We start from the raw sequence: 15,728 nt of genomic DNA on the forward strand, positions 1-15,728 counted from the left end.
GCGTCTCATCAGTGGTTATCGCGCAATCCCAGCACGTTGGCGCCGATCTTGGGGTCAATGCCGCGTTCCAGTTGCTGCGGATAGGCCGTCACCGTCACTTCCAGCGAACCCGTGCCGACTTCCATCGACAGGATATGGCCGCCGTAGGTATCGAAGCTGCTGTCTCCTGCCACGCCATGCGCATGGATCGAGGGCTTGCCTTCCTTCCAGGCCAGGCTGCCGACGATGCTAGCCATCTCCACATTGCGGAAGGTGCGCGGGTTGAACTGCTTCTTGCCCGCATCCCAGAAGCCGAACGTGACATTGGCGAAGCCGATCGCGGACAGGCTGGCGCTGGGCACCTTCTCGCAGATTGCAAAGGCTTCGATCTGCTCGAAGACGTTGTCGCCCATGCGCAGCACCAGCAGGTAGCCGGTGGGGGTCTTGATGTAGCGCGGCACGGTGTCGCGCGGATAGTTGGCATTCTGGGCGCGGGCGTCCAGCGCCGCCTTGCATTCGGCGGATGGGGCCGGCTGCGCCGAGGCGGGCGCGGGCACCAGGGCGGCGGCGCCGAAGGCGGTGCTGGTTGCGAGCATGGCGAGCGCCTGGCGGGCGCGCAGGGTTGTGCGAAGGATCATTGGTTGTCTCCTGACTGGTTTGTTTGCGGTTGGGTTTGTGGCTACGACACGTGGATTACGAGGATTACGAGGATTACGAAGCGGGCGGATATGGCGGCAGCAGGATGTCCTTGCCGACCGCGCGGATGTCGGTGTGGCCGCAGAAGGCCATGGTCAGATCCAGCTCCTTGCGGATGATCTCCAGCGCGCGCGTCACGCCGGCCTGGCCCATGGCGCCCAGGCCATACAGCATCGAGCGGCCGATATAGACGCCCCTGGCGCCGAGCGCGACCGCCTTGAGCACGTCCTGCCCGGAGCGGATGCCGCCGTCCATATGGACTTCGATGCGCTCGCCCACGGCCTCGGCGATGGCGGGCAGCGCGCAGATCGACGCCGGCGCGCCGTCGAGCTGGCGCCCGCCGTGGTTGGACACGATCAGCGCATCCGCTCCAGACTGGCACGCCAGGCGCGCATCCGCGACGTCCTGGATGCCCTTGAGCACCAGCTTGCCGGGCCAGCGGCGGCGGATCCAGGCCACGTCGTCCCAGTTCAGCGTCGGGTCGTACTGGCGGCTGGACCAGTCGGCCAGCGAGCTCATGTCGTCGACGCCCTGCACATGCCCGATGATGTTGCCGAAGGTGCGCCGGCGCGTGCTCAGCATGCCCAGGCACCAGCGCGGCTTGCCCATCATGTTGAGCAGGTTCCACGGCGTCAGCCGCGGCGGTGCCGACAGGCCGTTGCGCAGGTCCTTGTGGCGCTGCGCGCTGACCGGCAGGTCCAGCGTCAGCACCAGCGCCGGGCAGCCGGCGGCGCGGGCGCGGTCCATCAGCCGCTCGACGAAGGCGCGGTCGCGCATCACGTAGAGCTGGAACCAGAACGGATGCCCGCCGGTGGCCTCGGCCACGTCTTCGATCGAGCAGATGCTGACGGTCGACAGCGTGAACGGCACGCCGAAATCGCGCGCTGCGCGGGCGGCCAGGATCTCGCCGTCGGCATGCTGCATGCCGGCCAGCCCGGTCGGAGCGATTGCCACCGGCATGGCCACCTCCTGGCCCAGCATCTGCGTGGCAATGCGGCGCTCGTCGATATCCACGGCCACGCGCTGGCGCAGCAGGATGCGGCCGAACTCATGCTGGTTGGCGCGGTAGGTAGATTCGGTCCACGATCCCGAATCGGCGTACTCATAGAACATGCGCGGCACGCGCCGCCGGGCGAGCCGGCGCAGATCCTCGATCTCGTTGATGGACGACATGGTGTGTTGGGCGTAGAGGAGGGGATCAGTGCAGCCACGCGGCCGGCACCAGGATCAGCTGCGGGATCAGCACGAACAGGAACATCAGCGCAGTCAGGCTCAGCAGGAAGGGCCAGACCCCGCCGATCACGCTGTCCAGGCTGCAGCGCGAGGTGCCGGCCACCACGTTGAGCACCGTGCCGACTGGCGGCGTCAACAGGCCGATGGCGTTGTTGAGCACGAACATCACGCCGAAGTACACCGGGTCGATGCCGGCCTTGGTGATCACGGGCATCAGGATCGGCGTCATGATCAGCACCGTCGGCATCAGGTCGAGCGCGGTGCCGACCGCGATCACCAGGATCATGATGACGAACATCAGCAGGATCTTGTTGTCGATGAAGGGTTCGAGCAGGTCGGTCACCTGTGCCGGGATATTGGCGATGGTGATCAGCCATGCCGAGACCAGCGCGCACGCCACCAGGAACAGCACGGTGCTGGAGGTCTTGGCCGCGGTGACGATCAGCCCGGGCAGGGCGCGCAGCTTCAGCTCGCCGTAGACAAAGCGGCCGACTACGATGGCGTAGACTACCGCCACCACCGCGGCCTCGGTCGGCGTGAACGCGCCGATCTTCATGCCGCCGATGATCACAACCGGCAGCACCAGCGCCCACACGCCGTCGAGCGCGGCCTTGGCGAGGCGGCGCGCACTGAACGGTTCCACCGGCGCCAGCTTCTCCTTGCGCGCGCAGAAGTGCCAGGTCACGGCAAGCGTCAGCGCCATCATGGCGCCGGGCGCGATGCCGGCCAGGAACAGCTTGGTGATCGACACCTGCGCGACCACGCCGAACACGACGATGGCGATCGACGGCGGGATCACCGGCGCGATGATGCCGCCCGCTGCGATCAGCCCCGCGGCGCGCGGCACGTTGTAGCCGGCGTTGCGCATCATCGGGATCAGCAGTGCGGCAACGGCGGCGGTATCGGCCACGGCCGAGCCGGAGATGCTGGCCACCACCGTGGCCGCGATGATCGCCACGTAGCCCAGCCCGCCGCGCACATGCCCGACCGCCGCGTCGGCCACGCGCACGATGCGTTGCGACAGCCCGCCGGCGTTCATCAGCTCGCCGGCCAGCATGAAGAACGGCACCGCCATCAGCGGATAGTTGTTGACGCCCTCCAGCATATTCTGCGCGAGGATCTGCGTATCGAAATTGCCCAGGTGCAGCATCAGCGCGACACCGGAAGCGAGCAGCGCAAAGGCGATGGGCATGCCGAGCGACATCGCGCCCAGCAGCGAGCCAACAAAGACAAAGATGGTCATGATGGATTCCTTGCGCTTATTCGCCGGTGGCGCCGGACTGCGGCACCAGTTCGTGCTGCGGCATGCGGCCGCTGACCAGCCGCCACAGCCCGTGCAGCAGCATCGCCGCCATGCCGACGCTGCATACCAGCAGGCAGGCATAGACCACGCCCAGCGGCACGCCGGTGACGGGGGCACGGTCGTCCATGCCGATCGTCACCAGTTGCCAGGCGCCGTGCGCGAGCAGCAGGCAGCAGCCCAGTGCGCCGGCATCGGCGAGCAGGCGGCAGGCGCGCTGGCCGTTTTCGCCCAGGCGCGAGACCACGGTGGACATGCCCAGGTGGGCCTTGTCGTGCATCACCAGCAGCGCGCCGGTCAGCGTCAGCCACATGAAGACAAAGCGCGAGGCTTCTTCGGAGAAGGCAATGCCGGAATTGAAGACGTAGCGCAGGACCACGTTGCCGAAGACCAGCACGATCATGGTGGCCATCATGGCAACCATGGCGCCCTGGGCCAGGCGGAGCGTAATGCGGTTCATGATTGGGAACTCCTGGTTGGACGGGCGTCAGCGCAGGCTGGCTGCGGGCGCCTCGATCCGGTAAAAGCGCATGGCGTTGTCGTGCCACACCGCTTGTGCGGCGGCGTCGGGCAGGCCTTCAAGCCCGGCGGCCACGGTATTGACGATTTCATGCAGCGACGCGCGCAGGCTGGAGACGGGCAGGTTGCTGGCGAACATGCAGCGCTGCCAGCCGAAGATCTCCAGCGCGTGGCGGATCACGCCGACATTGCCGGCGCGGTCCCACCCGGTGCCGGGCAAACCGAACTCGGACAGCTTCAGGTGCACGCCGGGCAGGCTGGCCAGCGCCGCAAGTCCGCGGCGCCAGCCTGCCAGGCCCGCTTCCGAGCGGTCCCACGGCAGGCCGGTGTGCTCGACCACCACGGCGAGCCCCGGCACGGCCGCGATCGCCTCCGCGGCTTCCTCAAGGTGCCACCACGGCACGCGCAGGTCCCACGCCAGGCCATGCTCGGCCAGCCGCTGCAGGCCGGCCAGCCAGCGCGGGTCCTGCAGCGTGCCGGGCTGCCCGCGCACGCTGCCATCGGCGGTGCGGCTGGTGCGCGGCTTGCACCTTACGCCCCGCACCAGAGGAAAGGCCTGGTGCGCGCGCAGCTGTGCGGCCAGCGTGTCGCTGTTGAAATCGCCATGCGCCACCACCGCATTGGGAAAGCCGTGGCGTGCGTGGACCCGATGCAGCCACGCGGTCTCGGCCACCGACTCGTCGGCGTGCCGCTCGGCTTCGACATGCACGCTGGCGGCCAGGTGCAGGCCGTCCCACTGCCGCAGGTAGTCTCGCGGGTCGAAGTCCTGCCGCAGCGTGGCGTAGTCGCCGAGAAAGAAGGCGGCAGGGTCGTATCCTTCCTGCAGCCAGGGATGGCGCGCCGGGCCGAGCCGCCACAGGTGGTGGTGGGCATCGACGATGGCGGTGGGCATGGCGGGCATGACGTGGTTCTCCTACCGCTGGGCGTCCATGGCGCGCAGCACGGCGTCGCCATTCTTCTGCACGAACAGCTGGCGCGTTTCCTCGCGCACTACCTTGCGGATGCCGGCGTTGTCGGGATGCTCGTTGACCTGCACGCCCTTGGCGCGCAACGTGGCAATCGCGGCGGCTTCGTTGTCGGCATTGAGCTTGCGCTGGTAGGTGGCAGCGGCCGCGGCTTCCTCCACCAGCACCTTCTGGTACTCAGGCTTGAGCGAGTCGAATTTCGCCTTGTTCATCAGCACCACCAGTGCGGTATAGGCGTGGCGCGTCATCGAGACATACTTCTGCACCTCGTACATCTTGGACGACACCATCAGCGTGGGCGGGTTCTCCTGGCCGTCGACCGCGCCGGATTCCAGCGCGCCGAAGACCTCGGCGAACGGCATCGGCTGCGGGCTCGCGCCCAGCAGCTGGAAGGCCTTGATATGCGAGGGGTTGGGCGTGGTGCGGATCTTCAGGCCGCGGATATCCTCGGCCTTGTTGATCGGCCGCTTGTTGTTGCCGAGGCTGCGGAAGCCGATCTCCCAGAAGGCCAGGCCCTTGATACGGTGCGTGCCCAGCTCGTCGAGCAGCGAGCGGCCGACCGGGCTGTCCAGTACCTTGTAGGCCGACGGGCCATCCTCGAACTGGTAGGGCAGGTCCAGCACGTTCAGGCGCGGGGCCAGCCCGGTGACAAAGGGATTGCCGGTAGCACCGATGTCGATGGTGCCGCTGCGCACGCCCGTGACCAGCGTGGTGTCGTTGCCGAGCTGGCTGTTGGCGAAAACCTGGATCTCGACGCCGCCCTGGGTGCGCTCCTTGACCTTCTTGCTGAAGGCGAGCGCGGCCTGGTGCTGCGAATCGGATTCCGGAACGGTATGGGCAAAGCGCAGCTTGACGGGGGCCTGCGCGGCGGCCATGCCGGCGACGGACAATAGCGCCGCCAGCACGATATGCGGGATAACGTGTTTCATGGTGTCTCCTGGGTTGTCATGCGGCCCGGTCGGGTGTGCCGGGCTCTGTGCTGCCCCGTACGGGGCAAGTAAGGATCAGGGAGGGGGATGCAGCAGGCCACGCCGGGCCAGGTTGGCCATCAATGCGCCGATGCCGAACGTCCACGGCGGCAGTTCGTTGCTGTTGCCGACCCAGTTGACCAGCCCGCCGAGGTGCGCCGCGGAAATGCTGACGCGGTCGCCCGGATGGTGGGTGAAGCCGGCGCCCGGCGCGTCGCGGTCCTGCACCGGCGCGAACAGCGTGCCGCAGAACAGCATCATGCCGTCGGGGTACTGGTGGTGCGCGCCCATCGCGTGCGCCACCAGCTCCTGCGGCGAGCGGCTGATCCGGGTCATGGCGCTGGCGGCGTGCAGCACGAAGCCATCCTCGCCCTCGATGGTCAGGTCGATCTCAGTGCGGGCGATCTCGTCGATGCCGAAATGCGTATTGCACAGGCGGATCCACGGGCCGATGCCGCACGACGCGTTGTTGTCCTTGGCCTTGCCCAGCAGCAGCGCGCTGCGGCCTTCGAAGTCGCGCAGGTTGACATCATTGCCAAGCGCCGCGCCGACGATCTCGCCGCGCGGCGAGACCGCCAGCACGACCTCAGGCTCAGGGTTGTTCCAGCTCGATTGCGGGTGCAGGCCGACATCCACTCCGGTGCCCACCGACGACAGTGGCGCGGCCTTGGTAAAGATCTCGGCGTCCGGGCCGATGCCGACTTCCAGGTATTGCGACCACAGCCCCTGCGCGACCAGTACTTCCTTGATGCGCATGGCTTCGGGGGAACCCGGGCGCACCGACGCAAAGCCCGGGCCGACGATCGCGCTGACGCTCTCGCGCACGGCCGCGGCGCTGGCCGCATCGCCGCGTGCCCGCTCCTCGATCACGCGCTCGACCAGGCTGGCGGCAAAGGTCACGCCGGCGGCCTTGACCACCTGCAGGTCGTTCGGCGCCAGCAGGTGGCGATGCTCCGGGTTCGGCCCATGCGCGCAGGTCGCGTCGAGCCAGTCCTGCAGCGGCCCCAGCGAGGGCCCGGTGGCATTGCGCACGCGTTCGGCGCAGTCTGGCCGCGCGAGCAGTCCGGCAATGGTGGGCGCGGTGGTGCTGATGTCGAACAGCTCCGCGCCGCGCACGACTACCGTGGCGGGGCCGCCGTTCGGGCCAGGCAGCCAGGCACGCCCGAGCAGCAAGGCGCGCTCCGCGTCGCGGGGCAGGGTTTCCTCAATCGTGATGCGTCGATTCATGTCACACCTTGACGTTGGCGTCCTTGACCACGCGCGCCCACTTGACGCGTTCCGTTGCGATGAACTGCGCAAAGCGCGCCGCCGTGCCGCCGCCGTCCTCGGCGCCGAAGCCGGCCAGCTTGCTGGCGACATCCGGCATCGCCAGCACCCTGTTCATGTCCGCATTCATGCGCTCGACCATCGGGGCCGGCAGGCCGGAGGGGCCGACCAGCCCGTACCACGTGCCGGCATCGAAACCGGGGAAGCCGGACTCGGCCAGCGTCGGCACCTTGGGATAGCTGGCCGCGCGGCGCGGGCGCGTCTGCGCGATCGCCACCACCTTGCCGCCCTGGACCTGTGGCGTGGCCGAGGTCATGGTCTCGAAGCTGAAATCGATCTGGCCGCCGATCAGGTCCGTCAGCATCGGCGCCGAGCCGCGATAGGGCACGTGCAGCGCATCCACGCCCGCACGCAGCTTGAACATCTCCAGCGCCAGATGCTGTGCCGCGCCCGCGCCGGACGAGCCGAAGGTGATCTTGCCCGGCTGGCTGCGGCACAGCGCGACCACGTCGGCCACCGAACGCGCACGCCCGCTGGTGTTGCAGATCAGCAGGTTGGGCGTGACCCCGACCAGCATGATCGGCGTGAAGTCCTTCTCCACCGAATAGCCGAGCTTGGGATACAGGCTGGGTGCGATGGCGTGGTTGCTGATATTGGTCATCAGCAGCGCGGTGCCGTCGGCCGCCTGCCGCGCGGTGTACTCCGCCGCGACCACGCCGGCCGCGCCGGGGCGGTTCTCGACGATCACCGACACCTGCCACAGCGTCGACAGATGCTGCGCGATCACGCGGGCCATCACATCGGTGCCGCCGCCGGGCGGGAAGCCCACGATGATCCGGATCGGTCCGGCCGGCAGCGGCGAGGCTGCCCGCGCCAGCGGGGCGGCCAGCGCGGCCGCGCCCGCGCACAGGAAGGTGCGACGTTGCATGCTTGGTCTCCTTTGTAATTTTGCTTTGCTGTTTTGCTCGTGAAGCCGGCTTGGCTTACTGCGAATCCTGCAGCATTGCCAGGTAGTCTTCGGCGCTGGCCTCGCGCGGGTTGGTCTTGTGGCAGTGGTCCGCAAGCGCATAGTCGATCGCGCGCGGGAACAGCGCCGGGTCCACGCCCATCTCACGCAGCCCCGACGGCAGTCCCAGGCGGCGGTTCAGGTCGCTGATCGCCGGCCCGATGGCGTCGGCATCGGGTAGTCCCATTGCCTGCGCGATGCGGGCCAGCTTGCCGTCTGCCTGCATCGACGGCGCGTCCGCGTTGAATCGGATCACCGCCGGCAGCAGCACCGCGTTCAGGGTGCCATGGTGCAGCGTCGGCATCAGTCCGCCGAGCGCGTGGCTCAGGCTGTGCACGCAGCCCAGACCCTTCTGGAACGCCAGCGCGCCCTGCATCGATGCGCTCATCATCGCCAGCCTTGCGTCACGATCCTGCGGATCGAGGCGGGCGCGCTCGATATGCAGCCACGCGCGGCGCAGGCCATCCAGCGCTATGCCGTCGGCGGGCGGATTGAACGCGGGCGCCATGAAGGTCTCCAGGCAATGCGCGATGGCATCCATGCCGGTGGCCGCGGTCAGCATCGGCGGCAGGCCCAGGGTCAGCTCGGGATCGCAGATCGCCAGGCGCGGCACCAGGTAAGGCGAAAGCACGCCGACCTTGCGGCCGTCGTCGAGGATCAGCACCGCGCCACGGCCGACCTCGCTGCCGGTGCCGGCGGTAGTGGGGATGGCGATGACCGGCGCGGTGGCGGCCGTGATGCGCGCCACGCCGCCTTCGATCGCGGCGAACTGGCGCAGCGGCCCCTCGTGCGTGGCGCAGACCGCCACGCCCTTGGCCAGGTCGATCGGCGAGCCGCCCCCCACCGCGATGATGCCGTCGCAACGGTACTCGCCATAGAGGCGTACGGCGTCGCGCATGGCGGCTTCGGTTGGATTGGACGGCGTGCCGTCGTAGATCACGGCTTCGCAGCCGGGGCGCAGCTGTTCCAGCACGCGCTGAACGATGCCCGCGGCCTTGACGCCGGCGTCGGTGACCACCAGCGGGCGCGTGATGCCGATGCGTTCGCATTCCTGCGCCAGCAGCCCGATGGCGCCGAAGTCGATCTGGATCTGGGTGATGTAGTTGATGAGGGCCATCTTGTCTCCATGCTGTGGGGTGCGCGGCCTGCCGGACTGTCGAGATGCTGACTGGCGGCCCGGCTGGCTGCATTGGTGACGAAGTCTAGGAACAAGCCCCGTCAGTCACAACGTGGATTTACTTGAAGGCAGCCCAAGAAAATCTCACAGCACCGTGCGCCTAGTTTTTCTTGAAGCGTCGCTGAGATTTTCTCGTTTTGACGCGCGCGGCGCTGGCCCTAGACTTGCGCTGACCAGCCGGATTCCGGACCCAGCCCGCACTTGCCGGGCCACCACCAAACCAACGACAACCATGAGACAACCGATCCTGATCGAGCGCGACGCCCAGGTCGCCACCATCACGCTGAACAACCCGGATAAGCTCAACGCCATGGACCTGTCCATGTGGCAGGGCCTGACCGAGGCCATCCAGAGCCTGTCCGCCGACGACACGCTGCGCTGCGTGATGCTGCGCGGCGCCGGCGACAAGGCCTTTGCCGCGGGCGCCGATATCGCCGAGTTCGACACCATGCGCGCCAACGCCGCGCAGGCGCAGCAATACGGCGAGATCACCAATGCCACCATGCGCGCCATCGCCGAATGCCGACACCCGACCATCGCGCTGATCCAGGGCGCGTGCGTTGGCGGCGGGCTGGAAATCGCCTCGATGTGCGACCTGCGCATCTGCGGCAAGTCGAGCCGCTTCGGCGTGCCGGTCAACCGGCTCGGGCTGGTGATGTCGTATAGCGAGCTGGGCGGGCTGGTGGCGCTGGCGGGGCCGGCGACGGCGCTGGAGATCGTGCTGGAGGGACGGGTGTTCGATGCCGCGGAGGCCCTGGAAAAGCGCCTCGTCAACCGCGTGGTGGCGGATGAGGCGGTGCCCGACGAAGCCTATGCGGCGGCACGCCGTATTGCAACGGGGGCGCCGCTGGTGGCGCGCTGGCACAAGCAGTTCGTGCGCCGGCTGCTGGACCCCAAGCCGCTGCGTCCGGAAGAGCATGCCGAGTCCTATGCCTGCTTCGACACCGAGGACTTCCGTATCGGCCACCGCGCCTTTATCGACAAGACCAGGCCGCAGTTCGTGGGCCGCTGAAAGCACCCGACTCTGGTTTTTTCCAATACCGCGGCGGCGCCATCCCCTGTGCGGCCGCCCGAACTTCAGGTGGTATCCATGAATTTGCCGTTATCCAAAATCAAGGTCCTGGACGTGAGCCAGATCATGGCGGGTCCGTTCTGCTGCATGCTGCTGGGCGACATGGGCGCCGACGTCATCAAGGTCGAGACGCCCGGTGCTGGCGACCAGACCCGCAAGTCGATGGGCTTCCGGCTCAAGGGCGATGACAGTGGCGGCTTCCTGGCGCTGAACCGAAACAAGCGCAGTGTCGAGATCGACCTGAAGAACCCCGCCGGGCGGGAAGCGTTCTATGAACTGGTGCGTGGCGCTGACGTGCTGGTGGAGAACAACCGGCCCGGCGTGGCCGCGCGCCTGAAGATCGACTACGCGGTGCTGCGCGAGATAAATCCGCGCCTGGTCTATGCCAGCATCTCCGGCTTCGGCCAGACCGGGCCGTGGTCGCGGCGCCCGGGGCTGGACCTGATCGCGCAGGCCATGTCGGGCGTGATGAGCGTGATGGGCCATCCGGACGCGCCGCCGGTCAAGGCAAGCGTGCCGATCGCCGACCTGGGGGCGGGCCTGTTCACCGCCTATGGCGTCCTCAGCGCGCTGATGGGCCGTGAGCACACGGGCCAAGGGCAGTATGTGGATGCCTCGTTGTTCGAGACAGCGCTCGGCCTGTCGGTATGGGAGTCGGCGGAGTACTGGGGCACGGGCGAGGTGCCGGTGCCGATCGGCAGCGCCAACCGGATGAGCGCGCCGTACCAGGCGGTGCAAGCGGCGGACCGGCACTTTGTCATCGGTGCGGCCAATCCCAAGCTGTGGGCTGCGCTGTGCGATGTGATCGAGCGGCCGGACCTGCTCGCCGATCCGCGCTTTACCGACAATGCGGCGCGCATCCGCAACCGCGCCGCGCTGATCCCTGAAATTGAGGCAGAATTCGCGCGCAAGCCGGCGGCGGAATGGGTCGACGCGCTGCTCGCGGCCGGCGTGCCGGCGGCGCCGATTTTCACCTACGACGAAGCGCTGTCCAGCGAACAGGCGGTCGCGCGCGACATGGTGCTGGAGATCGAGCACCCGGTGGAAGGGCGGGTCAAGGCGCTGGGATTCCCCGTCAAGCTAAGCGGCACGCCGCAGCGCGTGCGCTATCCGGCGCCGTTGCTGGGGCAGCATACCGACGAAGTGCTGGGCGAGTTCGGCTTCGATCCGGCCACCGTCGTGCGGCTGCGTGCGCAGGGTGCGTTCGGCGCCCCGGTGCGCTCGCAAGAACTGGAACGCGGCGCCGCCTGAGCGCACCGCTGGATCATCTATACCGATAAGAGACAGGAGACAACCATGCAGATGTCACGTTCGCAATTGCGGCGCTGGGCGATGCCCGCGGCCGTGGTGCTAGGGCTGCTGGGCGGTACGGCCGCAGCGAGTGCGGAAACCTACCCCAGCCGGCGCATCGAACTGATCGTGCCGTGGCAGGCCGGCGGCGGCGCCGATGTGGTGGCGCGCGCGCTGTCCGCGGCGGCGGCCAGGCACCTGCCGCAGCCGATCGTGGTGATCAACAAGCCGGGCGCCACCGGCGCGGTGGGGTTGGGCGAAGTGGTCCACGCCAAGCCGGACGGCTACAAGCTGGTGCTGTCGTCCAGCGAGCTGACCTTCCTGAACTACCTCGGACTGGCCAAGTTCACCTACCAGGACCTGGTGCCGATCGCGCGCCTGAATGCCGATCCTGCCGCCGTGGCAGTACGCGCGGACGCGCCGTGGACAACGATCGAGCAGTTCGTTGCTGATGCGCGCAAGCCGGGAGCCAACATCCGCGTGGGGAATGCGGGGCAGGGCTCGGCGTGGCATATGGCTGCCGCCGCGCTGGCCGACAAGACCGGCGCGAAGTTCAATCATATCCCGTACGCCGGCGGCGCTCCCGCCACGCTTGCGCTGTTGGGCGGACATATCGATGCAGTTACGGTTAGCACGGCAGAGGTCTTCACGCACGTGGCCGCGGGCAAGCTCAAGGTGCTGGCGGTAATGGCCGACAAGCGCGTCAGCGGCTTCGAGAATGTGCCGACGCTGAAGGAGCGCAATATCGACCTGTCGATGGGGATCTGGCGCGGCATCTCGGCGCCAAAGGGCACACCGCCCGAGGTGATCGCAGTACTGAAGGCGGCCATTGCCAAGTCCGTGCAGGAGCCGGTGATGCGCCAGACGCTGGAGAAGCTGCATTTCAGCACCGATACCTATGCCGACGACGTGACGCTTCAGGCCGCCATGGTGAAGGAGTCAGCGCAGTTCAAGCAGCTTGCCACTCGCATCTCCGTCAAGGAGTAGGCCCATGCGCGACGAACAAGCGGCGCCAGTCGAGCCCTTTATCGATGCGCACCAGCATTTCTGGGACCTCGGCCGCAATCCATATCCGTGGCTGCAGGACGAAGCGGTGCCGAACTTCCGCTATGGCGACTACTCGGCGCTGCGCCGGAATTACCTGCCGGAGGATCTCGCCCGCGACACGGCCGGTTGCGCGCCCGTCAAGACGGTGCACGTCGAGGCAGAGTGGGCGCGCGCCAATCCCGTCGATGAGACCGCATGGCTGACGCAGCTCGCCGCGCGGACGGGGAGGCCAACGGTAGTCGTCGGTCATGCCCAGCTTGACCGCGGCGATGTCGAGGAAGTGCTGGCCGGCCATGCCGCCTACGCCATGATGCGCGGCATCCGCAACAAGCCGGTCACCGCTGCCCGGCGGGACGATGCGCGGCGTGGGCTGCCCGGCTCGATGGACGACGAGCGTTGGCGGCGCGGCTACGCCTTGCTGGCGCGCCATGGCATGTCCTTCGATTTGCAGTCGCCGTGGTGGAACCTGGACCAGGCGGCGGCGCTGGCGCGGGATTTTCCCACCCAGCTGATCCTGAACCATACCGGGCTGCCGGCTGATCGCAGCGAGGCGGGGCTGGCCGGCTGGCGCGCCGCGATGGCCGAGCTGGCTGAACAACCCAATGTCGCCTTGAAGATCTCGGGCCTGGGTTTGCCGGGCAAGCCGTGGACGCAGGCCGACAACGTGCCCGTCATTCGCGACGCCATCGCCATCTTTGGCGCCGAGCGCTGCATGTTCGCCAGCAACTTTCCGGTGGACAGCCTGGTGGCCAGCTACGACACCATCGTGGCCGGCTTCCGCGCCGCCATCGCTATCTGTTCGCCGGAACAGCAGCGCGCGCTGTGGCACGACAACGCCCAGCGCATCTATCGCCTGTAGCCACACAAACCCATGGATACGCCACCGGCACGCGCACACCGCGCCGCATTGGATGGCTTCGTCCGCAACATCAAAGGAATCCCTGATGAACAACGGATTGCAACCGGGCGCGACCTGCTCGCGCACGCTGACGGTCGACCGCCAGCGCACCATCGATTTTCTGGGCGAAAGCCTGCGCATCTACGCCACGCCTGAACTGGTGCGCGATATCGAGCAGACCTGCCTGGATTTCCTGCAAGGCTATCTCGACGACGGTGAAAGCTCGGTTGGCGCGGAGGTCTCGGTGCAGCACAGCGGGGCCACGCCGCTTGGCGGGGAAGTGCGCATCAGCGCGGAGGTGACCGCCATCGAAGGGCGCAGTGTCACGTTCGGCGTGACTGCCGAAGATGCGGTGGAGACGGTGTGCAGCGGCACGCATCGCCGCTTCGTGGTCGATATCGAGCGGCTGCGTGCACGCGTGCAGAAGAAGACGGCATCGATGCAGGGCGCGGCATAACGTGGGGCGGCATGCCTGCCGATCGGGGCAGGCTGTGCGGTACGCGGGCGTCGCCCGCGCTGTCCTCAGGCGGGGGCCGGCCGCTGCTGGTCCGCCGCCACTTCCGCGCGGATCCAGTCGGTAAAGCTGCGGATGCGGCGGTCTTCCAGCCGCTCCTTCGGGAACACCACGAAGTAAGAAAACTCCACCGGCAGCCGGATCGATTCGAACAGGCGCACCAGCCGGCCTTCGGCCAGGTCCTGCTCGATCCAGTTCTTCTTCACCAGCGCCACCCCCAGGCCGCCGAGCGCCGCGTTGATGACCAGGTGGCTTGGCCAGAACGACGGGCCGCGGCTGGCATCGACATCGGTGACCCCGGCGTGCTCCAGCCACATCGCCCAGTCCGGGTTGCTGACGTCCGTGTACGTGCTGTCGTCGTGCAGCAGCGTATGGTGCTTCAGGTCCGATGGCGTTTCCAGCGGATTCGGCCCCTGCAGCAGTGCAGGGCTGCAGACCGGGATCACTTCTACCGCCAGGCACAGCTCGCTATGCAGTCCGGGATAGTCGCCGCGGCCGTAGCGGATCGCCATGTCGAAATCATCCCGCTCGAAATCGATGCGGTGGTTCGACGTCGACACCTTCAGGTCGATATCCGGGTGCGTCTTCATGAAGCGGTCCATGCGCGGGATCAGCCATTTGACCGCGAACGTGGGCGGCATGTTGACCTTCAGCGCTGGGCGATCCTTGCTGTGCAGACGGTGCGTGGCATCGGCGAGCTGCTTGAACGCTAACTGGACGCTAGGCAGGTAGGCCGTGCCAGCCGGTGTCAACACCAGCGCCTTGGCCTCGCGGATGAATAGCTGTACGCCCAGGCTTTCTTCCAACGCCTTGATCTGGTGACTGACTGCTGATGGCGTGACGAACAATTCCTCGGCAGCCCGCGTGAAGCTCAGATGCCGGGCGGCCACTTCGAAGGCCCGCAGCGGGTTAAGTGGAGGAATCTGTCTCGACATATTGGGGGTTATCGCAGAGTGGCAACGTTTCACTCGGTTCCTGTGGATGCCTTGCCGGCATGCTGCATGTTGTCTCATGGCAGGCCGCAGCACAATAGCATCCGTGCAATGGCGTATGAATAGGAGGCTGTCCCGTGCAGGGGAATCCGTGGGCCCTATATCTTGCCCATTTCGGTGACCACCGGGCAATCCGGAATATCATGCCCTGGGTAATGGCGATGTGCACGATACGACCCTCGCCGCTGGCGCCTTTGCGCGATCGCCGCTCAACGGCTCGCGACGTAATTGACGAGCGGGATTTGACCGATGCCGCGGAGCAGGCCGCCAAGGCCCCCGACATTGCCGAACTGCTCACGCGCTTCCCCGAAAAACGCACGCTCTACCGCGAGGTCTGCGGCTTGCTGGTCCTTCCGCTACTAGGGCACCCTAACCGCGAACAAGTTACAACCTGGTGCGCACGGGCAGCATGGGCATGTCGGCGGAAGCGCTGCAAGCGTTTTGGCTAGGAGTTGCACCGACCGCGGATCGCGCGCTGCGAACACGCTCCGCGCCTGTCCAGCTTGCTTGGTGCGCGACCCGGTCCAGGGCCACCGTCTCGCAGTCCTATTTGTCCTGCCGGGCGGCGTGGAAGCATTCTTCACCGCCATGGAAGGCAACGGTAAGCGCTGCCTATTCGGGTTGTTTGGTTGCTTGGTCCCGCCGATTGCCGCGTGGTTGTACGTAGAGATTGGATTATTTGTCTGAGTGGTAGCGGAGAGAATAAATAAAAGCCCCGGAATCGCGAGACTCCGGGGCTTTTTCTTTTGCACGCGTGAACCGGTGCGGTTACATCGCGGCGTCCTTCAGTTTCTTCATCGCACGAA

15 protein-coding genes are annotated in these 15,728 nt (G+C 67.2%); 5 read left to right on the top strand and 10 right to left on the bottom strand.

The features are described 5' to 3' along the window. Positions 1-8 precede the first annotated feature (8 nt). The 9 genes from J8I34_RS29365 to gbd all read right to left on the bottom strand — a co-directional run bounded on the left by J8I34_RS29365 (position 9) and on the right by gbd (position 9,049). The gene (locus J8I34_RS29365; RefSeq protein ID WP_209807675.1) at positions 9-617 is read right to left on the bottom strand and encodes a PPC domain-containing DNA-binding protein; all 609 of its coding nucleotides are present in this window, start codon (positions 615-617) and stop codon (positions 9-11) included. Between the two features lie 73 nt (positions 618-690). After that, positions 691-1,848 (bottom strand): alpha-hydroxy acid oxidase, encoded by a 1,158-nt coding sequence (locus tag J8I34_RS29370; RefSeq protein ID WP_209807676.1) that lies wholly within the window; start codon positions 1,846-1,848, stop codon positions 691-693. A 25-nt stretch (positions 1,849-1,873) separates the two neighbouring features. Further along, entirely contained in the window at positions 1,874-3,151 is a 1,278-nt protein-coding gene (locus J8I34_RS29375) for a TRAP transporter large permease (protein WP_209807677.1), read from the bottom strand. Between the two features lie 16 nt (positions 3,152-3,167). Further along, a complete protein-coding gene (locus J8I34_RS29380; RefSeq protein WP_022535274.1) occupies positions 3,168-3,668 on the bottom strand; it encodes a TRAP transporter small permease in 501 nt (166 codons plus the stop codon). 27 nt (positions 3,669-3,695) lie between these two features. Next, complete coding sequence (locus tag J8I34_RS29385; protein WP_209807678.1) at positions 3,696-4,628, bottom strand: amidohydrolase family protein; 933 nt, start codon at positions 4,626-4,628, stop codon at positions 3,696-3,698. Positions 4,629-4,640: 12 nt separating this feature from the next. Beyond that, positions 4,641-5,621, bottom strand: coding sequence for a DctP family TRAP transporter solute-binding subunit (locus J8I34_RS29390; RefSeq protein ID WP_209807679.1), 981 nt, complete (start codon positions 5,619-5,621; stop codon positions 4,641-4,643). 75 nt (positions 5,622-5,696) lie between these two features. Next, positions 5,697-6,887 carry a fumarylacetoacetate hydrolase family protein gene (locus J8I34_RS29395; protein WP_209807680.1) on the bottom strand — a complete coding sequence of 397 codons (1,191 nt, stop codon included), beginning with the start codon at positions 6,885-6,887 and terminating at the stop codon, positions 5,697-5,699. A gap of 1 nt (position 6,888) precedes the next feature. Continuing rightward, positions 6,889-7,854: a Bug family tripartite tricarboxylate transporter substrate binding protein gene (locus tag J8I34_RS29400; protein WP_209807681.1), complete on the bottom strand. Its 966-nt coding sequence runs from the start codon at positions 7,852-7,854 to the stop codon at positions 6,889-6,891. Between the two features lie 55 nt (positions 7,855-7,909). Next, positions 7,910-9,049, bottom strand: a complete 1,140-nt coding sequence (gene gbd, locus J8I34_RS29405) for a 4-hydroxybutyrate dehydrogenase (RefSeq protein ID WP_209807682.1) — start codon at positions 9,047-9,049, stop codon at positions 7,910-7,912. 292 nt (positions 9,050-9,341) lie between these two features. Here gbd and J8I34_RS29410 point away from each other — a divergent pair, with 292 nt between their 5' ends. From J8I34_RS29410 to J8I34_RS29430, 5 genes are all read left to right on the top strand, one after another. Beyond that, the gene (locus J8I34_RS29410; RefSeq protein WP_209807683.1) at positions 9,342-10,121 is read left to right on the top strand and encodes an enoyl-CoA hydratase-related protein; all 780 of its coding nucleotides are present in this window, start codon (positions 9,342-9,344) and stop codon (positions 10,119-10,121) included. 78 nt (positions 10,122-10,199) lie between these two features. Beyond that, a complete protein-coding gene (locus J8I34_RS29415) occupies positions 10,200-11,432 on the top strand; it encodes a CaiB/BaiF CoA transferase family protein (RefSeq protein WP_209807684.1) in 1,233 nt (410 codons plus the stop codon). Between the two features lie 45 nt (positions 11,433-11,477). Next, on the top strand, positions 11,478-12,458 hold the full coding sequence (locus tag J8I34_RS29420) for a Bug family tripartite tricarboxylate transporter substrate binding protein (protein WP_156914431.1): 981 nt from the start codon (positions 11,478-11,480) through the stop codon (positions 12,456-12,458). 4 nt (positions 12,459-12,462) lie between these two features. Then, entirely contained in the window at positions 12,463-13,377 is a 915-nt protein-coding gene (locus J8I34_RS29425) for an amidohydrolase family protein (protein WP_209776055.1), read from the top strand. A gap of 85 nt (positions 13,378-13,462) precedes the next feature. Further along, complete coding sequence (locus tag J8I34_RS29430; RefSeq protein WP_035878202.1) at positions 13,463-13,873, top strand: thioesterase family protein; 411 nt, start codon at positions 13,463-13,465, stop codon at positions 13,871-13,873. Positions 13,874-13,938: 65 nt separating this feature from the next. On the opposite strand, the gene J8I34_RS29435 is transcribed toward J8I34_RS29430, so the two are convergent. Further along, positions 13,939-14,865: a transcriptional regulator GcvA gene (locus tag J8I34_RS29435; protein ID WP_029048627.1), complete on the bottom strand. Its 927-nt coding sequence runs from the start codon at positions 14,863-14,865 to the stop codon at positions 13,939-13,941. Between the last annotated feature and the right edge of the window lie 863 nt (positions 14,866-15,728).

It is taken from the genome of Cupriavidus phytohabitans (assembly GCF_017815025.1).
In the GTDB taxonomy this organism is placed as follows: domain Bacteria; phylum Pseudomonadota; class Gammaproteobacteria; order Burkholderiales; family Burkholderiaceae; genus Cupriavidus.